The 21,490-nt window shown below is 69.9% G+C and carries 17 protein-coding genes and 1 pseudogene; 9 read left to right on the top strand and 9 right to left on the bottom strand.

Going from position 1 to position 21,490, the window contains the following annotated elements:
* From DO944_RS15740 to DO944_RS15235, 4 genes and pseudogenes are all read right to left on the bottom strand, one after another.
* Positions 1 to 432 (bottom strand): annotated as a pseudogene (locus tag DO944_RS15740) (HNH endonuclease); the annotation flags it as partial.
* Between the two features lie 98 nt (positions 433 to 530).
* A complete protein-coding gene (locus DO944_RS15225) occupies positions 531 to 950 on the bottom strand; it encodes a hypothetical protein (RefSeq protein WP_112617999.1) in 420 nt (139 codons plus the stop codon).
* A complete protein-coding gene (locus tag DO944_RS15230) occupies positions 947 to 2,530 on the bottom strand; it encodes an ATP-binding protein (RefSeq protein ID WP_309300117.1) in 1,584 nt (527 codons plus the stop codon). The genes DO944_RS15225 and DO944_RS15230 overlap by 4 nt, the downstream gene beginning before the upstream one ends.
* Positions 2,527 to 3,258, bottom strand: a complete 732-nt coding sequence (locus DO944_RS15235) for a response regulator transcription factor (RefSeq protein WP_112618000.1) — start codon at positions 3,256 to 3,258, stop codon at positions 2,527 to 2,529. The genes DO944_RS15230 and DO944_RS15235 overlap by 4 nt, the downstream gene beginning before the upstream one ends.
* A gap of 88 nt (positions 3,259 to 3,346) precedes the next feature.
* Here DO944_RS15235 and DO944_RS15240 point away from each other — a divergent pair, with 88 nt between their 5' ends.
* On the top strand, positions 3,347 to 4,360 hold the full coding sequence (locus DO944_RS15240; RefSeq protein ID WP_112618043.1) for a magnesium and cobalt transport protein CorA: 1,014 nt from the start codon (positions 3,347 to 3,349) through the stop codon (positions 4,358 to 4,360).
* A 76-nt stretch (positions 4,361 to 4,436) separates the two neighbouring features.
* Here DO944_RS15240 and gndA read toward each other — a convergent pair whose 3' ends face one another.
* Together gndA and eda are read right to left on the bottom strand one after the other, a co-directional pair.
* Positions 4,437 to 6,029 (bottom strand): NADP-dependent phosphogluconate dehydrogenase, encoded by a 1,593-nt coding sequence (gene gndA / locus DO944_RS15245; RefSeq protein WP_112618001.1) that lies wholly within the window; start codon positions 6,027 to 6,029, stop codon positions 4,437 to 4,439.
* Between the two features lie 69 nt (positions 6,030 to 6,098).
* Positions 6,099 to 6,761: a bifunctional 4-hydroxy-2-oxoglutarate aldolase/2-dehydro-3-deoxy-phosphogluconate aldolase gene (eda, locus tag DO944_RS15250; RefSeq protein WP_112618002.1), complete on the bottom strand. Its 663-nt coding sequence runs from the start codon at positions 6,759 to 6,761 to the stop codon at positions 6,099 to 6,101.
* 96 nt (positions 6,762 to 6,857) lie between these two features.
* Between eda and DO944_RS15255 the strand changes: the two genes are divergently transcribed.
* Entirely contained in the window at positions 6,858 to 8,300 is a 1,443-nt protein-coding gene (locus tag DO944_RS15255; RefSeq protein ID WP_112618003.1) for a gluconokinase, read from the top strand.
* Between the two features lie 8 nt (positions 8,301 to 8,308).
* On the top strand, positions 8,309 to 9,265 hold the full coding sequence (locus DO944_RS15260) for a phosphoglycerate dehydrogenase (protein WP_181574276.1): 957 nt from the start codon (positions 8,309 to 8,311) through the stop codon (positions 9,263 to 9,265).
* On the opposite strand, the gene DO944_RS15265 is transcribed toward DO944_RS15260, so the two are convergent.
* Positions 9,240 to 9,935 carry a FadR/GntR family transcriptional regulator gene (locus DO944_RS15265; protein WP_112618005.1) on the bottom strand — a complete coding sequence of 232 codons (696 nt, stop codon included), beginning with the start codon at positions 9,933 to 9,935 and terminating at the stop codon, positions 9,240 to 9,242. The genes DO944_RS15260 and DO944_RS15265 overlap by 26 nt on opposite strands.
* A gap of 163 nt (positions 9,936 to 10,098) precedes the next feature.
* On the opposite strand from DO944_RS15265, the gene DO944_RS15270 reads away from it, so the two are divergent.
* The 6 genes from DO944_RS15270 to mfd all read left to right on the top strand — a co-directional run bounded on the left by DO944_RS15270 (position 10,099) and on the right by mfd (position 18,575).
* A complete protein-coding gene (locus tag DO944_RS15270; RefSeq protein ID WP_112618006.1) occupies positions 10,099 to 11,487 on the top strand; it encodes a GntP family permease in 1,389 nt (462 codons plus the stop codon).
* A 40-nt stretch (positions 11,488 to 11,527) separates the two neighbouring features.
* Positions 11,528 to 12,295, top strand: a complete 768-nt coding sequence (locus tag DO944_RS15275; RefSeq protein ID WP_112618007.1) for a glucose 1-dehydrogenase — start codon at positions 11,528 to 11,530, stop codon at positions 12,293 to 12,295.
* A 15-nt stretch (positions 12,296 to 12,310) separates the two neighbouring features.
* Positions 12,311 to 13,324 (top strand): zinc-binding dehydrogenase, encoded by a 1,014-nt coding sequence (locus tag DO944_RS15280; RefSeq protein ID WP_112618008.1) that lies wholly within the window; start codon positions 12,311 to 12,313, stop codon positions 13,322 to 13,324.
* 310 nt (positions 13,325 to 13,634) lie between these two features.
* Positions 13,635 to 14,273, top strand: a complete 639-nt coding sequence (locus tag DO944_RS15285) for a 50S ribosomal protein L25/general stress protein Ctc (protein WP_112618009.1) — start codon at positions 13,635 to 13,637, stop codon at positions 14,271 to 14,273.
* 65 nt (positions 14,274 to 14,338) lie between these two features.
* Positions 14,339 to 14,920: an aminoacyl-tRNA hydrolase gene (gene pth / locus DO944_RS15290; RefSeq protein WP_112618010.1), complete on the top strand. Its 582-nt coding sequence runs from the start codon at positions 14,339 to 14,341 to the stop codon at positions 14,918 to 14,920.
* A 58-nt stretch (positions 14,921 to 14,978) separates the two neighbouring features.
* Complete coding sequence (gene mfd, locus DO944_RS15295) at positions 14,979 to 18,575, top strand: transcription-repair coupling factor (RefSeq protein WP_181574277.1); 3,597 nt, start codon at positions 14,979 to 14,981, stop codon at positions 18,573 to 18,575.
* 31 nt (positions 18,576 to 18,606) lie between these two features.
* Here mfd and DO944_RS15300 read toward each other — a convergent pair whose 3' ends face one another.
* Positions 18,607 to 20,046: a basic amino acid/polyamine antiporter gene (locus tag DO944_RS15300; protein ID WP_112618011.1), complete on the bottom strand. Its 1,440-nt coding sequence runs from the start codon at positions 20,044 to 20,046 to the stop codon at positions 18,607 to 18,609.
* A 73-nt stretch (positions 20,047 to 20,119) separates the two neighbouring features.
* Complete coding sequence (gene gdhA, locus DO944_RS15305) at positions 20,120 to 21,478, bottom strand: NADP-specific glutamate dehydrogenase (RefSeq protein WP_112618012.1); 1,359 nt, start codon at positions 21,476 to 21,478, stop codon at positions 20,120 to 20,122.
* Positions 21,479 to 21,490 lie beyond the last annotated feature (12 nt).

The following is a 21,490-nucleotide window of genomic DNA, read 5'->3' on the forward strand; positions in this document are numbered from 1 at the left end:
ACGCTCGCACACCGCGATCGCCGCGACCTCGAACTCGCCCCGCACCTCGTCGGGCAGCCCGGTTCCCGCTTTGACGACCGCGTCGACGTGGTCGCGGGTGATCCGCCGCTCCTGCCACGCGGAGAACACGGTCGGGTAGTCGTCGACGACCGTCAGCGCATGGTCGATGTCGGCCTGCAGGCGCCTGTCGGTCCGCCGGGCAAGCCCTGCGGCTTCGGCTGCGACCGACCGCAGCTCCATGTCCGACGCCATCCCACGAACCCCGTCACGACGCGCCTCACGAAGCGCCGACCGCCCGAGCTCGGCCAAAGCGCGCACCGACGCGACCTCCGCGTCATGCACCAGCACCAACGTCTCGCCGTAAGCCGCGATCGCGTGGGCGTGCGGCGAGACCTCCACCCCGCCCGAGCCACCACCTGCGTTCGCTGACATGTTCCCATTGTGGCAGCGGGGTCAGACACTCGCATCGAACAAACATACGATACGCGAAACTCGTCAGAGCGCACCCTGGGGAGGAATCGCCGACCGGCTCAGCCGCCCGCCCGACCGCACCCGTCGATCTCGGAACAACGGTGTTCGACAGCACGAGCGACGTCGTTCACCGCGCGCCACAGCGTCGTCGATGCCTCCGTCGGCGACGGGCTCGCATCCCCGCCGAGACGGCGCTTCAGGAGTTCCTTCGCTTCAGCGCGTTCGATGTCGGCGGGAAGCGCGAAAGCGAGAACGTCTAAGTCGCGCTCGGCATATCCATCGACGGTCGCTCGTACTCTGCCCAGCTGCGCATCGTCGCTCTCGAGGTGCAGGTGAGTGCGGAGCGCGGGGTCGTACGGCGTCGCACCGACGTAGGTGATGTCGCCTGTCGCCGCGTCGGCCCAGACGTAGATCCATGAGCCGGACGGCTGCACGCGCCCGCGGCGGACCGCGACGATCCACGGCTGCCCGATCGTCATAGGGAGTCCTCGGTTCTGCCCGCCTGTCCGGTCGCGGTCGGGCTCATGTCGGCATCCGAGGGCTCGTCTGCCGCCGGGGCGGCCGGCCGCGCGGTGAGGCGCAGTTCGAAGGTGGTCGAGCCGGGCTCGCTCTGCACGGTGAGCGAGCCTCCGTGCGCGGCGACGATCGCGCGTGCGATCGACAGGCCCAGCCCCGTGCCGCCGGTCTGACGCGCGCGGGAGCGATCACCGCGTGAGAAGCGTTCGAAGATCTCGTCCGCCACCGCGGGGTCGATACCCGGGCCGTCGTCGTGCACCGACAGGATCGCCGTGCCGTCCGCAACGCGGACCGAGGTGGTGACGGTGGTCCCCGCCGGGGTGTGCACGCGGGCGTTCGCCAAGAGGTTCGCGACGACCTGCGTGATGCGGGTGGCATCCGCCGCCACGATGACCGGCTCGTCGCCCACGTCCAGTCGCCACTCGTGATCCTGACCCGCGGCCTGCGCATCGGCGACAGCGTCGACCGCAAGCGCGGTCAGGTCGACGGTGCCGTAGACGAGTTCCTGGCCTTCATCGAGTCGCGCGAGCAGCAGTAGATCCTCGACGAGGCTGGTCATGCGGAGTGACTGCGCCTGGATGCGCTCGAGGGCGGCCGTCGTCGTCTCTTCGACCCCGGGCATGCCCTGGCGCATCGCGCGCAACGAGAGCTCCGAGTATCCGCGGATCGACGCGAGCGGGGTGCGCAGCTCGTGGCTGGCGTCGGCGACGAACGACCGCATGCGCTCCTCGTTGCGCTGGCGTGCGATGAGGGATGCGTCGACGTGGTCGAGCAGCGTGTTGAGGGCAGCGCCCACGCGGCCGATCTCATCGTGGTCGTCGGTCTCCTCTGCGGGCACGCGCTCGGTGATGGAGACAGCGCCCTGCGCGAGGGGGAGCGACGCGACCCTCGTCGCGGTATCAGCCACCACACGCAACGGCCGGAGTGAGCGCTGGATGACAACCGCGATCGCGGCGCTGAGAAGCAGCAGACCGCCGATCGTGACGATCGCGATCGTCGTGACGACGGTGGCGACGCTCTTGTCGACCTGCGCCAGCGGCAGGGCGCCCAGCCCCGTGATGTCGCCCGCCTTGAACGACACGACGCGGAAGGCGCCGAGATCGCCGATCGCGATCGTCGCCGGGAGGGCGCTGAGGTCGGTCGAAGCCAGATCGTTCAGCTCCGCGGCGCTGAGGCTGCGCACGCCCTCGTCGCCGTCGAAGGTCGCGCCGGTGACCGGACCGCGCGGGTCCTGCACGAGCAGCGTGTAACCGTAGGGGAGTCCCGGTGTGCCCGCGATCGTCTCTTCCGCGGACCGCGATCGCACGACGTACCCGCTGCTGTCGAACAGCTTGAGGCTTCGGGTGAGCGACTCGGTGTTCGTGTCGACGGTGGAGACCAGAACGGTCCCGATGGTGGTGGCGAGTCCGACCGCGCTCGCGATCAGCGTCAACGCGACGACGCTGACCACCGTGAGCATCAGCCGCGTCTGCAGTGTCCAGCGCTTGCGGGGGAGCCGATCGGCGCGCCCGCGCGCACCGGCGCTGTCCGAGCCGAAGGTCACTGCGGCGCTTTGATCATGTAGCCCACGCCCCGGACGGTGTGGATGAGCGGCTCGCGTCCCGCATCGATCTTCTTGCGCAGGTACGAGATATAGAGCTCGACGACCGAGGAGCGGCCGCCGAAGTCGTAGTTCCACACGCGGTCGAGAATCTGCGCCTTCGATACGACGCGTCGCTGGTTGCGCATGAGGTAGCGCAGGAGCTCGAACTCGGTGGCGGTGAGCTCGATGCTCGTCCCGCCGCGTTCGATCTCGTGCGAGTCCTCGTTGAGCGTGAGGTCCCCGACACGGAGCACGGGGTCGGCGCCACCGGCTGTCGCGGTTCCGGCGCGCCGCATGAGACCCCGCAGCCGTGCGACGACCTCCTCGAGACTGAAGGGCTTCGTGACGTAATCGTCGCCGCCCGCTGTGAGCCCAGCGACGCGGTCGCCCACGGAATCCTTCGCGGTGAGGAACAGCACGGGAACATCGTCGCCGGACTGACGAAGGCGCTGCAGCACCGACATCCCGTCGAGGTCGGGCATCATGATGTCGAGCACCATGGCGTCCGGCTCGAATTCCCGGGCGAGCGAGAGCGCCTCGAAGCCGGATGCCGCGGAGCGGACCTCCCAGCCCTCCATCTTCAGTGCCATCGAGAGCAGATCGGTGAGCATCTGCTCGTCGTCGACGACGAGGATGCGCAGCGGGGAGCCGTCGGGACGCTGCAGTGCCGTGGGAGCGGGAGTGGTCATGAGCCCATTGTGAGGCGTTCGCTATGGAGAAGCTATGGACGATACTATGTGCGCGCTGTGAGCTCGGGATGTGGCATACGGTGACGTCATGACGAACGTTGAGGCGGCGGTGTATGTCGACGGGTCGCGGATCGGCGACGGTCTCGCGTCGCGCGACGCCGCGGTGCTCGCGCGCGAACGGGGCGGCTTCGCGTGGGTGGCGTTGATCGACGTCGACGACGCGCAGATCGAGTATCACGCGGTCGAGCTGGGGGTACCTCCCATCGCGGTCAAGGAAGCCCTCCGCCCGCATCAGCGGTCGATCTTCGAGCGGTACGGCGACCACGCCTTCGTAGTGCTGCAGCCCGCGCATTACGACGATGCCTCCGAGACGGTCCGCTGCGACGAGATCGACGTGTTCCTCGCACCGCACCTCATCGTGACCGTGACGCGCTCGGATCGCATCGACCTCAGCGAGCTCCAGGGTCGTCTCGACAGCCACCCGGACCTGCTCCGCCGCGGCCCGGCATCCGTCATGTGGGTACTCGCGGAACTCGTCACGACCGGTTACCGCGCCGTGCTCGACGGCGTCGAGAACGACATCGACGAGATCGAGGATCAGCTGTTCGGCGACGACCCTGGAGTGTCGAGGCGCATCTTCGACCTGCAGCGGGAGGTGATCGACCTCGCTCACGCCACGACGCCACTGCCGGACGTCCTGACGCGGCTCGGTTCGACCCTCACGGATGCCGCGGCCGGCGCCGAACCGGCCGGATGGGACGACGTCCGCGGCCGCGCGCAGTACGTGGCGGAGCGCGTGCAGTCGATGCGACACACGCTCGACGACGCGTTGACGATCCACGCGACCCTCGTCAACCAGCGGCTGGACGAGAAGATGGCTGACCTCACCGTCGTCCAGGTGCGCCAGAACGAACAGGTCAAGAAGATCTCGTCGTGGGCGGCGATCGGATTCGCCCCGACGTTCGTCGCGAGCGTCTACGGCATGAACTTCAGATTCATGCCCGAGCTGGACCAGCCGTGGGGCTACCCGATGGCGCTCGGGCTGATGGTGCTCCTGAGCGCCGGTCTCTACGGGATCTTCAAGCGCAACGACTGGCTCTGACGTCTCGTCGTCGCGTACGGCGAAGGCCCCGCCGAGCGCAGATGCTCGACGGGGCCTCGTGACCTCAGGAGTGGGGTCAGTGCGTGTCTTCGGCCTCGACCTCGGAACGGTCTCCCGACCACAGCGTGTGGAAGGTGCCGTCCTTGTCGATGCGCTTGTAGGTGTGCGCACCGAAGAAGTCGCGCTGCCCCTGGATGAGGGCTGCCGGCAGGCGCTCCGCACGCAGGCCGTCGTAGTACGACAGCGACGAGCTGAAGGCGGGAGCGGGGATGCCGGCGCCGGCCGCGGCCTGCACGACGTGGCGCCACGCGTCCTGGGCGCGGCCGAGCGCCTCGACGAAGTACGGCGCGGTCAGCAGGACGGGGAGCTCGTCGCCGGTCGCGTACGCGTCGGCGATACGGTTGAGGAACTGCGCGCGGATGATGCAGCCGCCGCGCCAGATCTTCGACACCGCGCCGAGGTCGATGTTCCAGCCGTACTGGGCAGCGCCGGCACGGATCTCGTCGAAGCCCTGCGAGTAGGCGACGATCTTGGAGGCGTAGAGCGCGAGGCGCACCTGCTCGATGAAGGCGTCGGCGTCCTCGACCGTGAACGACGCGTCGTCAGGGCCGGGCAGCGAGCCGGACACGTCGCGCTGCTCGCGGTGGCTCGAGAGCGAACGCGCGAAGACGGCCTCCGCGATGCCCGAGACGGGCACGCCGAGGTCGAGCGCGGTCTGCACGGTCCACGCGCCGGTGCCCTTGGCACCGGCCTGGTCGACGATCACGTCGACGAGGGGCTGACCGGTGGCGGCATCCGTCTGACGCAGCACCTCGGCGGTGATCTCGATGAGGTACGACTCGAGCTCGCCGCGGTTCCACTCGGCGAAGATGTCGGCGATCTCAGCGGGCGATTTGCCGGTGCCGCGGCGGATGAGGTCGTAGGCCTCGGCGATGAGCTGCATGTCGGCGTACTCGATGCCGTTGTGCACCATCTTCACGAAGTGGCCGGCGCCGTCGTGGCCGACGTGCGTCACGCACGGCTCGCCCTCGGCGACCGCGGCGATCGACTTCAGGATGGGGCCGAGGGTCACCCACGACTCGTCGGGGCCTCCGGGCATGAGCGAGGGCCCGAGGAGGGCACCCTCCTCACCACCGGAGACGCCCATGCCGACGAAGTTGAAGCCGGCCTCGCGGACCGCCTTCTCACGACGGATGGTGTCGGTGAACAGCGAGTTGCCGCCGTCGACGATGATGTCGCCCGGCTCGAACACCCGCATGAGCTCGTCGATGACGGCGTCGGTGGGGCGACCCGCCTTGACCATGATGATCGCGGTGCGCGGCTTCTGCAGGTTCGCCGCGAACTCCTCGTACGAGAAGGCGGGGATGAAGCCCGCCTCGGGGTGGGTCTCGATGAGCTCGTCGGTCTTCGAACGCGACCGGTTGAACACGGCGACCGTGTTTCCTTCGCGGCTCGCGAGGTTCCGGGCCAGGTTCGAGCCCATGACGGCGAGTCCGACCACACCGATGTTCGCGGAGCCGGACCCGGCCTCGGCGGGAGCGCTGCTCTCGTCGGGGGTCGGGCGGTCGACCTCCTCGGGACGTGGGGCGCCCTCGTGGACCGTGGCCGCTTCGTGCGGCGCCTGATCCTGATCGGTCGAGGGTCCTGTCGGTGAGGGGGTCGACGCCATGCGTAGCTCCAGGTTCGCGTGCGGGTGGGGTGGCCAGGTGCTGCGAGAGAGCCCGGCTCTCTCGCCACTTTATCCGTTCGGCAGGCCGGCCGGAGCGGCTTGCGACGAGGCGTCGACACGTGCGACCGCTTCGGATGCGGTGCGGGCGATGGCGGCGGCATCGCGTGCTCGGACGGCGGTCCGCGGCAGCATCCACGAACCGCCGACGGCGGTCACCTGCGGGTGCGCGAGATAGGCGTCGAGGTTCGTGGCGTCGATGCCGCCGGTCGGCACGAACCGCAGGTCGCCGAAGGGGCCGGCGAGAGCACGCAGGGCGGGGAGGCCGCCCGAGGTCTCGGCGGGGAAGAACTTGACCGTGGTGATCCCGGCGGCGAGCGCCCCCATGATCTCGCTCGCGCTGACGGCTCCGGGAATGAGGGGAACCCCGAGGTCGGCGGCGCGGTCGGCGACCGCGGGGTGGAAGCCGGGGGAGACGAGGAAGCGCGCACCGGCGGCGACAGCGGTGTCGACCTGGGCGGGCGAGACGACCGTGCCCGCGCCGACGAGCACGTCGCCTCGTTCGGCGATGGCTTCGATGGCGGCCGGTGCTGCGGGGGTGCGGAAGGTGATCTCGGCCACCGGGAGCCCGCCCTCGGCGAGCGCAGCGGCGATGAACAGGCCCTCGTCGGCGGTGTCGGCCACGACGACCGGAACGAGGCGGTGGCGGGCGATCTGATCGAGAACAGCGACCATGATGTTTCTCCTCGGGGTGTCCATCGTCGGCCGAATGATCATATCATTGGGTCTCGGCGACGCTGCTGCCCGCCGGACACCCGACGATGGGCCCCTATGAAGATCCTCGCTCTCGAAGCCAGCACCACCTCGGCGAAGACCATGCTCTTCGACACGGACACCGGCGCGGTCGCCGTCCGCAGCCGCCGGTTCGAAGTCGATGGGCCCGATTCGGCCGTCCGAGATGCCGACGCGATCTACATCCAGCTCATGGCCCTCGGTCGCGAGGCCGCAGCCGGCCAGCGGATCGACCTCATCGTGCTCAGTGGCACGTGGCACGGCCTCACCCTTCGCTCCGACGACCTCTCGGCGGTCACCCCGGTGATGGAGTGGCCCTACACCGGCGCGCAGGACCTCAGCGCCGCCCTCCGTGCGGACGACGACTTCACGTGGTGGTTCTACGAGCGCACGGGCTGCATGGTCAATGCCATCTATCCCGTGTTCAAACTTCAGCACCTCCGTGCGCAGGGGCTCGACATCGACGGGCTGCTGGCCCTCGACCAGGCCAGCCTCATCTTCGCGCGGATGACGGGTGAGGTCTGGACGAACGACTCCCTGGCCTCAGGCAGCGGGCTGCTCTCCGCCACCGATGCGACGTGGGACAGCGAGGTCATCGACCGGTTCGATCTCGGTCGCGTCCGGCTGCCCGAGCTGCACGACACCACTGCCACGGCGCCCCTATCGGCCGAGGCCGCGGTGCTCCTCGGACTCGCCGCGGGCATCCCGGTGCTCACCCCCGGCCCGGACGGCGGCTTGAACCAGATCGGCGACCTCGCGACCGAGCCCGGCGAGATGACCTTCTCGATGGGGACGAGCGGCGCGCTCCGCGTCGCGTCGCGTCATCCGGCGTTCTCGCCCACGCTGAGCACCTGGTCGTACCGCTCGCCGCTCGGTGCGCTCAGTGGCGCAGCGACCTCGGGATGCGGCAACTGCGTCGACTGGGCGCGCGACCGCCTGTTCGGGGCTTCGACCGACTACCTCGACATCGAGCCGTCGCTGTCGACCGACCGGGTCGACCTGCCCGTCTTCCTGCCCTTCCTGTTCGGCGAGCGGAGCCCGGGCTGGCAGGACCAGCGCCGCGGCGGCTTCGTCGATCTCGCGCCGGCACACTCGCGCGTGGACATGTACCAGTCGGTGCTCGAGGGCATCGTGTACTCGCTCTACCACTGCTACAAGGAGCTCACCGCCCTCGGCGGGACGCCTCGTCGCATCGTCCTCTCCGGCGGCGTCCTGTCGTCGCCGTTCTGGACGCAGCTCACGGCCGACGTGTTCGGGGTCGAGATGCAGGTCTCGGCGCAGCAGCACACCTCGATCGTCGGTGCGGTGCGGATGGGGATGCTCGCGAGCGGGCTCGACCTGCGGCATCCGGCCTTCGACGACGTCGAGGTGCGGACGATCACGCCTCGTGAGCAGCACCGAGATCGATACGACGAGGGGTTCGCCCGGTACCTCGATCAGTATCAGCGCACGGTGCCCGGGTCGCAGGGAGCCGCGCGATGAGAGTCCTGGTGACACCGACCTCCCTGTGCCGCGATCCGGAGGGCGCGTCGCTCCGCAGGCTCCGTGACGAGGTCGGCGAGGTCGTCCTCAATCCCCACGGACGCCCGCTCACCGCGGCGGAGCTCGTCCCGCTCGTCGCCGACGTCGACGGCATCATCGCCGGGCTCGACGACTATGACGCCGCCGTGTTCGAGGCTGCGCCCCGTCTGCGCGTCCTCGCGCGCTACGGCGTCGGCGTGGACCGGGTCGACCTGGACGCCGCGGCGGCGCGGGGCGTCGTCGTGACGCGGACGCCCGGCGCCAACGCGATCGCGGTAGCCGAGCTCGCGATCGGCCTCGTGCTCGCCGCAGCGCGGGGCATCCCGCGGCTCGACGAGGCGGTGCGTGCGGGGGAGTGGCCGCGCCTCGAGGGCAAGGAGCTCACGGGCGGCACCGCCGGGGTCGTGGGCTTCGGGGCGATCGGCCGCCTGGTCGCCGAGCGTGCGCGGGGCCTCGGCATGACGGCGATCGCGTACGACCCGATGCTGCCCGACGAGGCGTTCGCGCAGGCCGGGGTCGAGCGGGTCGGCATCGACGAGCTGTGCCGCCGCAGCGATGTGGTGAGCCTGCACGTCCCGCTGCTGCCCGAGACCCGTCATCTGCTCGATGCGCGCCGACTGACCCTGCTGCCGCCGGGAGCGATCGTCGTCAACACCGCGCGTGGCGGCCTGCTCGACGAAGCCGCGGCGCGCCGCGCACTCGACGAGGGGCGCCTCCACGGGGTCGCCGTGGATGTCTACGAGACCGAGCCGCCGTCCAGTTCGCCGCTCGTCGGGCATCCCGGCGTGGTGGCGACGCCGCATGCGGGCGGGCACACGAGCGGTGCGGTGCAGCGGATGACGGATCAGTCGATCGATGCGCTGCTGGCCGCGCTGCGCGGCGAGCAGCCCGACGGCCTGGTCACACCAGCGCCCGGACCTCGCTGAGGACCGCGTCGACGTAGCCACGGGTGTGGCGCTCCGCACCGTCGGCGTCGCCGCGCGCGATCGCCGCGGCGGTGCGCACGTGGTTGTCGAGCGCCGCTTCGTAGGGGATCGCGGGAGTGAGTCCCACGTCGGAGCGCCCGGCGATGACGGCGGCGATCGCCGCCTTGTTCGCGGCGAGCATGAGGTTGCCGCTCATGTCGAGGATGAGGTCGTGGAACTGGATGTCGACCTCGAGGTACTCCGGCGATGCGCCCTCGCCGCTGCGACCGAGCTCCTCGAGACGCGCCGCGAGGCCGAGGAGCTGCGAGCGCTGCACGTCGGTGCCGCGCTGGGCGGCCAGTCGTGCGGCGATCGGCTCAACGGCGGACCGCAGCTCGTTCACCACGACGATCTGGTGGTCGCGGCGCGGTGATGCGAGCTGCCAGCCGATGAGGCGGGTATCGAGCGCGCTCCACTCGTTCGTCGGCGTCACGGTGAGACCGACGCGCCGGCGCGACGAGAGCATCCCCATCGCCTCCAGCACCCGAACCGCTTCGCGGATGACGGTGCGAGAGACCCCGAACTCGGCTTCGAGGTCGGCCAGAGTGCACACCGATCCGGGGGCGAGCTCGCCCGAGGCGATGCGCAGGCCGAGCGAGTCGAGCACGGATCCGTGGGATGCCTGCGCCATGACGCCTCCGATAAATACGATCAGTGGTTGTAAAAAATACGATCATTGTGCGAGGATCGCTCTGCTCCGCTGCCGTGGCACGGGGCAGCTCGAATCCTAACGCGGGACGATCCGCGGGGCTCAGCCCGCGGTCGTCCGCTTCCCGACATCAACGGAGATACCGATGGAAGACTGGACCCAGACCCTGGGCGCCGGACCGCTGCTGCTCATCGCAGTCGGCGCGATCGCCCTCATCCTGTTCCTGATCATCGTCTGCAAGGTCCACGCCTTCCTGACGCTGATCATCGTCTCGCTGGTCACCGCGTTCGTCGCGCAGGTGCCGGTCTCGGCGATCGCGAAGACGCTCACCGACGGATTCGGTGGGACACTCGCCGGAGTCGCCCTCCTCGTCGCCCTCGGCGCGATGCTGGGCAGGCTCATCGAGCACTCCGGCGGCGCCAAGGCGCTCGCCGACAAGTTCGTCGAGGTCTTCGGCGAGAAGCGAGCACCCTTCGCGCTCGGCATCGCGTCGCTCATCCTCGGCTTCCCGATGTTCTTCGACGCGGGCCTGGTGATGATGCTCCCGATCATCTTCGCGATCGCCCGCCGCGTCTCGAAGGCGAACGTCCTGCTCTTCGGCATCCCCGCCGCCGCGGCGTTCTCCGTCATGCACGTCTTCCTGCCGCCGCACCCCGGCCCCGTCACGGCGACCGAGGCGTACGGAGCCAACCTCGGTCTCGTCCTTCTCCTCGGCCTCGTCGTCGTCTTCCCCGTCTGGTACGTCTCCGGTTACCTGTGGGGCAAGTTCATCGCCGCGCGCATCCCGCTGCCGGTGCCGGCTCTCTTCGGCGAGAAGGATGACGACCAGCCGGCGAACCCGCCGCGTCCGCTGACGATCGTCCTGCTCCTGCTCCTGCCGATGTTCCTCATCTTCATGAACACGGGGCTCACGACCCTCGCCTCCGCCGGCGCCGTGTCGACGGACGACCTGTGGGTCCAGGTGCTGGTGCTCCTCGGCAACTCCTTCGTGGCTCTGCTCATCACCGTCATCGTCGCGACCTTCGTGCTGGGCACGCGCCGCGGTGAGAACGGCACGGCGCTCGAGAAGGTCGTCGACTCGGCCCTCGGCCCGGTGTCCTCGGTCATCCTCATCACCGGCGCCGGCGGCATGTTCGGCGGCGTCCTGCGCGCCTCGGGCATCGGTGACGCGCTCGCCGACACGCTGTCCGACCTCGGCCTGCCGATCATCGTGGCCGCATACGTCATCGCCGTCATCATCCGCCTCGCGCAGGGGTCGGCCACCGTCGCTCTGGTGACGGCAGCAGGCCTCGCGGCGCCGGCTGTCGCTGCGGGTGACTTCAACCCGCTCCAGGTGGCCGCCATCGTCCTGGCCACCGCGGCCGGCTCGGTGTTCGCCGGACACGTCAACGACTCGGGCTTCTGGCTCGTGGGCCGCCTCATGGGCATGGACGTGAAGACGACCCTGAAGACGTGGACCGTGCAGCAGGCCATCGAGTCCGTGACCGCGTTCGTGCTCGTGCTCGGTCTGTTCGGGCTCGCGTCCCTCATCTGAGCCGCTGCTGACGGCTCTGCCCTGACGACAAGGAGTTCCGATGTCCTCTCTGTTCGATGTGACCGGACGCGTCGCCCTCGTGACGGGCTCGTCGCGCGGGCTCGGGCGCTCCCTCGCGCTCGCGCTCGCCCGCGAAGGCGCACGTGTCGTCGTGCACGGCCGTGATGCCGAGGCGGTCGAGCGCACGCGGCGTGAGGCCGCCGAAGCCGGTTCGCCGGAACCGGTGGCGGCGGTCTTCGACGTCACGGATGCCGCTGCCGTCGAGGCGGGCGTCGCGGCCATCGTCGCCGAGGTCGGGGTGCCCGACATCCTCGTCAACAACGCGGGGATTCAGCGGCGCGCCCCCTTCGCGGAGTTCTCGGTGTCCGACTGGGACGAGATCGTCGCGGCCAACCTCAACGGCGTCTTCTACGTCGCGCGTTTCGTGGCGCCAGGAATGGTCGAGCGCGGGTCGGGGAAGATCGTCAACATCGCCTCTGTGCAGTCGGCGCTGGCGCGCCAGACGATCGCGCCGTACTCGGCGACGAAGGGCGCGGTAGCGCAGCTCACGAAGGGGATGGCGGCCGACCTCGCTCGGCACAACGTGCAGGTGAACGCGCTGTCACCCGGCTACTTCGCAACCGAGATGAACCGCGCCCTCGTCGACGACGCCGATTTCAGTGCGTGGCTCACGCAGCGCACCCCGGCACAGCGCTGGGGCGACTTCAGCGAGCTCGACGGGGCCCTGCTCTTCCTCTGCTCGGATGCCTCGAGCTTCGTGTCGGGGCAGAACATCTTCGTCGACGGCGGCATGACCGCCGTCGTCTGATCCGGAAGGACCGCCATGCACGCAGCGCACATCCATGGAAAACAGCACATCGAGATCTCGGACGTCCCCGCGCCGTCGCCCGGCGAGGGGGAGGTGCGGATCCGCGTCGACTACGTCGGCATCTGCGGGTCGGACCTGCACTACTACTACGAGGGCGCCAATGGAGCCTTCGTCGTGCGAGAGCCCCTCATCCCCGGGCACGAGCTCAGCGGCCGCATCGATCTCGACCCCACGGGGCAGTGGGAGCCCGGCACGCCGGTGACGCTTCACCCCGCCACCTTCGGGCGGAAGGTCGAGGCGATCGCCGACGACCCGCACCTCTGGCCGGGCGGAGCGTATCTGGGCAGCGCCTCGACGACGCCGCACACGCAGGGCGCCCTCGCCGAGCTCATCGTCGCGGACCGCGCCATGGTGCGGCCGCTTCCGTCGACGCTGCCGACCCGGCGGGCGGTGCTGGCCGAGCCGCTCGCGGTCGCCCTGCACGGGCTGGGGAAAGCGGGCGAGATCTCGGGTGCGCGGGTTCTCGTGACCGGGGCCGGGCCCATCGGGCTGCTGGCGGTGGCCGCCGCGATCGCCGCAGGTGCGGGGGAGGTGCACGCGACGGACGTGCTCGCCGGCCCGCTCGAGCGCGCACGACGACTCGGTGCGACGACGACGTTCGACGTGACGACCGAGCAGCCGCCGGCAGACGCCTACGACGTCGTGCTGGAGTGCTCGGGCGTCGCGGCGTCGGTGTCCGCCGCGTTGCGCGCGGTGCGGCCGGCGGGGCGCGTCGTGCAGGTGGGCATGGTCCCCAACGAGCCGCGACCGGTCAACCTGGCGCCCTTCATCTCAAAGGAGGTCGTCTACGTCGGCACGTTCCGCTTCAAGGACGAGATCGACGAGGCGGTGCGCCTCCTCGACGAGCGACCCGAGATCGAGCAGGTGATCACCCACGTCGTCGACGCCGCCGACATCGTCGAGGCGTTCGCGACGGCGAAGGACTCGGAGGCGTCCGGCAAGGTCGTCGTCGCGGTCTGGCCCGCCTGAGCCGACACGAAAGCGCGAGGCTGACGGAGACGATCGACCCGAGCGTCATCGCTCCGATGACCCACAGAAGCACGTGAGAGAACCAGCCGTATTCCATTTTTCCTCCGGGCGTAGACGACGTCTCACCCACCCTACCCAGCGCTGGTAGAGTAGGGGTGTACTTCGGCGAGGGATGCCGCGTGCCCGCTGTGCGGGAACCGGGATCCGTGATCGACGAGGGTGTGTGCAGGACGTTTCCTCTCCACGCGCTCGCGTTCGCGTCGAACCCGCATACCGCTGAGCAGGGCCCCGGGCCCACAAGGAGAAACGCATGTCCACCGAGACCGACACCAAGGTCGTTGCAGAGACGCGCACCAACTTCGGCAAGGGCTTCGCCCGCCGTCTGCGTGCCGCCGGTCAGATCCCCGCCGTCATCTACGGGCACGGCACCGACCCCGTGCACGTCGCCCTGCCGGGCCACCAGATGCTGCTGCTCGTCCGCCGCGCGAACGCCGTCATCGAGCTGACCATCGACGGCAAGGAGCAGCTGGTCCTCGTCAAGGACGTCCAGCGCGACCCCGTGCGCCAGATCATCGAGCACATCGACCTCCTCGTCGTGAAGAAGGGCGAGAAGGTCCAGGTCGACGTTCCCGTCGTCGTGACCGGCGAGCCGTTCTCGGGCACCATCGCGACGCAGGACGCGTCGTCGATCACGCTCGAGGCCGAGGCCACCCACATCCCCACCAACGTCGAGGTCGACGTCGAAGGCCTCGAGGACGGCGCGCGCATCACGGCCGCGGACCTGACGCTGCCCCGCGGCGCCACGCTGGTGACCGACCCCGAGACGCTCGTCGTCGCCGTGTCGGTCCCCGCAGCGACGCTCGCCGCCGTCGACGAGATCGAGGCCGCCGACGAGGCGACCGCCGCCGAGCAGTCCGACGAGGCTGAGGGCGACGAGAAGTCCGAGTAATACTCACCCCTGCGGAGCCCGTTCTCACCTCGTGAGGACGGGCTCCGTCGTTCGAAAGGCGCGCCATGGCGGATACCTGGCTCATCATCGGTCTCGGCAATCCGGGGCCGCGCTACGAGGCGACCCGGCACAACATCGGCCAGATGGTCATCGACGAACTGGCGAGCCGACGCGGTGAGACGCTTCGTTCGCACAAGGCCAACGCCTGGGCAGCCGAGTCCTGGCTCCGGCCCGGTGCTGCCAAGATGGTGCTGGCCAAGCCGAAGACGTTCATGAACGTCTCGGGAGGCCCCGCGGCTGCGCTGGCCTCCTTCTACGGCGTCGACCCGGACCACGTCGTCGTGGTCCATGACGAGCTCGACATCCCCTTCGACACCATCAAGCTCAAGACGGGCGGCGGCCACGGCGGCCACAACGGCGTCCGTGACATCGCCAAGGCGCTCGGCACCCCCGAGTTCGCGCGTGTCCGCGTCGGGATCGGGCGGCCCACGGGGTCCCAGGATCCGGCCGACTGGGTGCTCGACCCGTTCTCGGCGGCCGAGCGCAAGACGCTCGGCATCCTCGTCTCGGATGCTGCCGACGCGGTCGAGGCGGTCGTGGGTGAGGGGCTCCTCGCCGCGCAGCAGCGCTTTCACGCACCGCGCTGAGCACGCTGCCCGGGCACGGCGAGGCGCCCGTGTCGGCGGCCGGCGGTAGGCTTCTGTGGTGACAGTTCCCGGGATCGTGCGCGCCCTTTCGCAGGCTGACTCCTTCCGGGAGGCGGTGACATCCGGTGCGGTCGGCAGCGTCGACTACTCGCTGGCCGACGGCCTCGACGCCCCGCTCCTCGCCGCGCTGCTCGAGCAGCGCCGGAGCGAGGGCCGACCCGCTGTCGTCCTCGCCGTCGCGCCCACCGGTCGTCGCGCCGAGACGCTCGGTGCTGCGCTGCAGTGTCTCGTCCCCGAGGCCGAGATCGTTCACTTCCCCGCCTGGGAGACCCTGCCGCACGAACGTCTGAGCCCGAGCCCCGAGACGGTGGGGCGTCGGCTCGCCGTGCTCCGCCGTGCAGCGGCCCATGATGGCGGCACGCCGTTGATCATCACCGCCTCGGTGCGCGCCGCTCTGCAGCCGCTTGCCGCGGGCCTGACCGACGCCGAGCCGATCTCGCTCACGGTGGGCACACGCGGGAGCGACCTCGAGCATGTCGTCCGCCGTCTCGTCGAACTCGCCTATCACCGTGTCGACATGGTCTCCCGCCGCGGCGAGTTCGCCGTGCGCGGCGGCATCCTCGACGTCTTTCCGGCCGCGGCCGACCACCCGCTGCGCATCGACTTCTTCGGTGACGAGGTCGACCAGATCCGCGCGTTCTCCATCGCCGACCAGCGGTCGCTCCCGGGCGAGGTCGAGAAGGCCGAGCTGCTTCCGGCCCGCGAGCTGCTCCTGACGCCGGCCGTTCGCGAGCGCGCCGCGGCGATGGCACCGACGTTCCCCAGCCTGACCGGCATGCTCGAGAAGATGTCGCAGGGCATCCCCGTCGAGGGGATGGAGTCGCTCCTGCCCGCGCTCGCGGAGGGGGTCGTGCCGCTCGTCGACTACCTGCCCCGAGGCTCCGCGATCGCGCTGGTCGATCCCGAGCGCTCGCGCACCCGGGCGCGCACGCTCGGCGAGACGAACCGTGAGTTCCTCGAGGCGGCCTGGAGCGCGGCCACCGCCGGGGCGGACAGCCCGGTCGATCTCGGCGCGGGCGACTTCCTGACGCTCCCCGCGCTGCGCGAGGCGATGCGTGAACGCTCCGGCGTGTGGTGGACGCTCAGCGCGTTCGACTCGGGAGCAGCGGATGCCGCGGACGAGGGGCTGACCGACACGGGCGACGACCTGCGCATCGACGGCAGTGCGGTGCCTTCTTTCCAGGGCAACGTCGACGGCGCCACTGCTCATATCGGTGACCTCCTCTCGCGTGGCTGGCGCGTCGTGGTGTGCGCGTCCGGTCCCGGGCTCGTCGACCGTGCCCGCGACGTGCTCGCCGAGCGCGGCATCGCCGCACGCACGAGCGAGGGGATCGCCGAGATCGCCGACGAGGCCGTCGCGGTCTGCGTCGTGGCGTCGCTCGAGCGGGGCTTCGAGTCCGCCGAGGCGAAGCTCGCCGTCCTCACCGAGAGCGAGTTCTACGGGCGCACGATCGGCAATGACGGCCGCGTGGTGAAGAAGCTCGCGACGCGACGGCGCAACGTCGTCGATCCGTTGCAGCTCAAGCCCGGCGACGTCGTCGTCCACTCGACCCACGGCATCGGAAAGTTCGTCGAGCTCGTGCAGCGCGAGGTCTCGAGCGGCGGACGCAACGCGGTGAAGACGCAGCGCGAGTACCTCGTGCTCGAGTACGCGCCCGCCAAACGCGGCTATCCCGGCGACAAGCTCTTCGTGCCGACCGATCAGCTCGACCAGCTCTCGCGCTACGTCGGTGGTGAGGCACCGGTGCTCTCGAAGATGGGCGGCAGCGACTGGGCGGCCGCGAAGGGCAAGGCGCGCAAGGCCGTCCGTGACATCGCCGTCGAGCTCGTCAAGCTGTACTCGGCCCGCATGGCGTCGAAGGGTCACGCGTTCGGGCCCGACACCCCGTGGCAGCGCGAGCTCGAAGAGGCGTTCCCGTTCGCGGAGACGCCCGACCAGCTGCAGACGATCGACGAGATCAAGGCCGACATGGAGAAGCCGATCCCGATGGATCGCCTGCTCTCGGGCGACGTCGGGTTCGGCAAGACCGAGGTCGCCGTCCGCGCCGCCTTCAAGGCGATCCAGGAGGGGAAGCAGGTCGCGATGCTGGTCCCGACCACGCTTCTCGCGAAGCAGCACCTCGAGACATTCACCGAGCGCTTCGCCGGATTCCCGGTCAAGGTGCGCCCCCTGTCGCGGTTCCAGACCGCGAAGCAGGCCCGCGAGACGGTCGACGGGCTCGCCGACGGCACCGTCGACATGGTCATCGGCACTCACCGCATCCTGACCGAAAAGGTCGCCTTCAAGGATCTCGGGCTCCTCATCATCGACGAGGAGCAGCGGTTCGGCGTCGAACACAAGGACTCACTGAAGAAGCTGAAGACCGGCGTCGACATCCTCGCGATGAGCGCGACGCCGATCCCGCGCACGCTCGAGATGGCGGTGACCGGCATCCGCGAGATGTCGACTCTGGCGACCCCGCCCGAGGAGCGGCATCCGATCCTGACCTATGTCGGACCCCGCAGCGACAAGCAGATCGCGGCGGCCATCCGACGCGAGCTGCTGCGCGAGGGCCAGGTGTTCTTCGTGCACAACCGCGTGCAGTCGATCCAGCGGGTCGCGGCGCAGCTCGGTGAGCTGGTGCCCGAGGCGCGCATCGCCGTCGCGCACGGCCAGATGGGGGAGCACCAGCTCGAGCAGGTCGTGGACGATTTCTGGGAGCGGCGTGCCGACGTCCTCGTCTCGACGACGATCGTCGAGACCGGACTCGACATCTCGAACGCCAACACCATCATCATCGACCGTGCCGACAAGTACGGGCTGAGCCAGCTGCACCAGCTGCGCGGCCGGGTCGGGCGCGGGCGCGAGCGCGCTTACGCGTACTTCCTGTACGACGAGAACAAGCCGCTGAGCGAGACCGCCGCCGACCGGCTCGAGACGATCGCGGTCAACAACGACCTCGGCTCGGGCATGCAGGTCGCGCTGAAAGACCTCGAGCTGCGTGGCGCGGGCAACCTGCTGGGCGCCGAGCAGGCCGGTCACATCGCCGGTGTCGGATTCGACCTCTACCTGCGGATGATCGGCGAGGCCGTCTCGACCTTCCGGGGCGAGGAGGTCGACGGGCCGGCCGAGCTGCGGCTCGAGCTCCCCGTGGCGGCGCGCATCCCCGAGGACTACATCGACAGCGAGCGCCTGCGCCTCGAGGCCTATCAGAAGCTGTCGGCTGCGGCAGCGGTCAGCGCGAAGGACGACGCGATCGATCTCGTCGTCGAGGAGCTGACCGACCGGTACGGCCGCCCGCCGGCCGAAGTGGAGGGACTGCTCGCGGTCGCTCGTCTGCGTCGACGGGCCGCCCAGTCGGGGCTCACCGACGTCGTCGCGATGGGGCCGAACCTGCGGGTCGCGCCGGCGCGCCTGCCCGAGTCGATGCGCATCCGACTGCAGCGGCTGTACCCCAAGGCCAAGCTCCTCGCCGGCGGCGAAGCCCTCGTGGTCCCGCTGCCGACGGCAGGCGGCACCGTGCTCGGCGATGCGGATCTCATCGCCTGGACGGGTCAGCTGCTCGAGCAGCTCTTCCCCGTCGCCGCGCCGACGACGCCCGCCGCGACGTCCTGACGCGTCTCGGCCTCCTCGTCGGGGGCGCGCGTCAGAGGGTGATGCGGCCCGTCGCCAGCAGCACGACGGCGCACACGGCACCGAGCACAGACGCGCCGAAGATCACCCATTCGATGCGCGTGAAGACGCGAGCTCCAGCGCGCCGACGCGCCGCGGCGAAGAGTGCTGTGCCCGGCACGATGATCAGCAGCGAGAGCAGGAGGTAGTGCGCGCCGGCAGCGATCAAGAGGAACGTCGTGTACGCCGTCGCGATCACGGCGACGACGAGGTCGCGCATCCGCGCACGATCGCCCGGGCGGTAGGTCTCGCCGGTGACGGTGAGCTTGAGTGCATACCCAGCCGAGAGGACGAACGGGATCAGCACGAGGACACTCGTCAGATCGAGTGCCACCGAGAACGCGTTCTCGGCGAAGAGGACCACGACCAGCAGCACCTGCACCAGCGTCGTCGACAGGAGGAGCGCACCGACCGGCGTGTCGTCGGCATTGGTCCGCGAGAGGAATCTCGGGAGATCGCCCGACCGCGACGCCTCCAGCAGGACCTCCGCGGCCATCAGGGTCCACGACAGGTACGCGCCGAGCACGGCGACGATGAGGGATGCGCCGATGAAGACCGCACCGGCCGGGCCGACGATCGTCTCCAGGACTCCGCCCAGCGACGGCTCGGGCAGAGCGGCGATCTCCTCCCGCGGCAGCACGCCGAACGAGACGATGGTCACCGACGCGAACACCGCGAGCACGCTGAGGAAGCCGAGGAGGGTCGCGCGGCCCACGTCGCGGCGCGACCGGGCGTGCCGCGAGTTGACGCTCGCGCCCTCGAGACCGATGAAGACGAAGACGGTGACGAGCATCGTGGCGCGGATCTGGTCCCACAGCGGAGCGCCCGACGGGCCCGCCCAGTTGGCGGCGAACACCGCGGGATCGAAGACGGTGGCGCAGAGGATGACGAACACGACGATCGGCAGCGTCTTCGCGATGCTGACGACGCGGTTGACGGCGGCCGCCGATCGCACTCCGCGGCGGATCAGGATGAAGAACAGCCAGAGCCCCGCCGACGACACGGCCACGGCTGCCACCGTGTCGCCTGCGCCGAGGGCCGGGAACACCGCTCCGAGGGTGGAGGTGATGAACACCCAGTAGAAGACGTTGCCCGCGCACGCGCTGGCCCAGTAGCCGAACGCCGAGAAGTATCCGAGGTACCTCCCGAAACCGGCTCGCGCGTAGCTGTAGACGCCCGCGTCGAGATCCGGCCGACGATTGGCCAGAAGCTGGAACGCGAAGGCGAGCGCGAGCATGCCCCCGCCCGCGACCGCCCACGCGATGAGCGTCCCGGCGACCCCGGTCTCGGCCGCGAAACCAGCGGGGAGCGAGAACACGCCCGCTCCCACCATCGACCCGATGACGAACGTCGACAGGGTGAGCATCGACACGGTCGCCGGACGGGCTCCGGGGCGCGTGAGAGCGGACTCCATGGGGGAGGAGGGATCGGAAGGCACGGGGTGAAAGCCTAACCCGGCTCGCGCCCCGCCCGGCCCCGCGGCAGCGTCAGATGACGCCCTGGGCGAGCATCGCGCGTGCCACGCGCTCGAACCCGGCCGCATTCGCCCCGACGACGTAGTCGCCCGGGTGGCCGTAGCGCTCCGCGGCCGCGAATGCGGCGTCATGGACGTTCTTCATGATCTCGCGGAGCTTGTTCTCGCTGTCGGCGAAGCCCCACCGCTGGCGCGACGCATTCTGGCTCATCTCCAGCGCGGATGTCGCGACACCGCCCGCGTTCGCCGCCTTACCGGGGCCGAAGAGCACTCCGGCCGCACGGAACGCGTCGACAGCCTCGGGGGTCGAGGGCATGTTGGCTCCCTCGACGACGACCCGGACGCCGCTGTCGACGAGCGCGCGGGCGTCGTCTCCGTCGAGCTCGTTCTGCGTCGCGGACGGGATGGCGACGTCGACCGCGGTGCGCCACGGGCGGCCACCTTCGATGAACGTCGCGCGGGGCCGGTGATCCAGGTACGCCGAGATGCGTCGGCGGTCGATCTCCTTGACCTGCTTGAGCACGGCGAGGTCGATCCCGTCCTCGTCGACGATGGTGCCCGACGAGTCGGATGCCGTGATCGGGGTCGCACCGAGCTGGTACGCCTTCTCGATGGCGTACGTCGCGACGTTGCCCGAGCCCGACACCGCGACGCGCTTGCCCTCGAGCGAGTCGCCCGCGACGGCGAGCATCTCCTGCGCGAAGAAGACCGCGCCGTAGCCCGTCGCCTCGGTGCGGACCTCGGCCCCGCCCCACTGCACGCCCTTGCCCGTGAACATGCCCGACTCGTGGCGGTTGGTGATCTTGCGGTACTGCCCGAAGAGATACCCGATCTCGCGCGCACCCACGCCGATGTCGCCGGCAGGGACGTCGGTGTGCTCGCCGAGGTGGCGGTACAGCTCGTTCATGAACGACTGGCAGAAGCGCATGATCTCGGCATCCGAGCGACCGTGCGGGTCGAAGTCGCTGCCGCCCTTGGCGCCGCCGATGCCCTGACCGGTGAGGGCGTTCTTGAAGATCTGCTCGAAGCCGAGGAACTTCACGATCGACAGGTTCACGGTCGGGTGGAAGCGCAGCCCGCCCTTGTACGGTCCGAGCACTGACGAGAACTGCACGCGATAGCCGCGGTTGACGCGAACGGTGCCGGCGTCGTCGAGCCACGGCACGCGGAACATGATCTGTCGCTCGGGCTCGACCAGACGTTCGAGGATGCCGTCGCGCGCGAGCTCGGGCTGGACCTCCACGACCGGCGCGATCGCCTCGAGCACCTCGTGCACGGCCTGCTGGAACTCGGGCTCGTGCGGATTGCGCTGGAGGACGGTGTCGAAGACCGGCTGAACGGAGGAGGGCAGGGGAGCGTGGTGTTCGGTCATGGTGGAGCTTTC

It is taken from the genome of Microbacterium sp. SMR1, from assembly GCF_003289625.1.
GTDB classification, from domain to species: domain Bacteria; phylum Actinomycetota; class Actinomycetes; order Actinomycetales; family Microbacteriaceae; genus Microbacterium; species Microbacterium plantarum.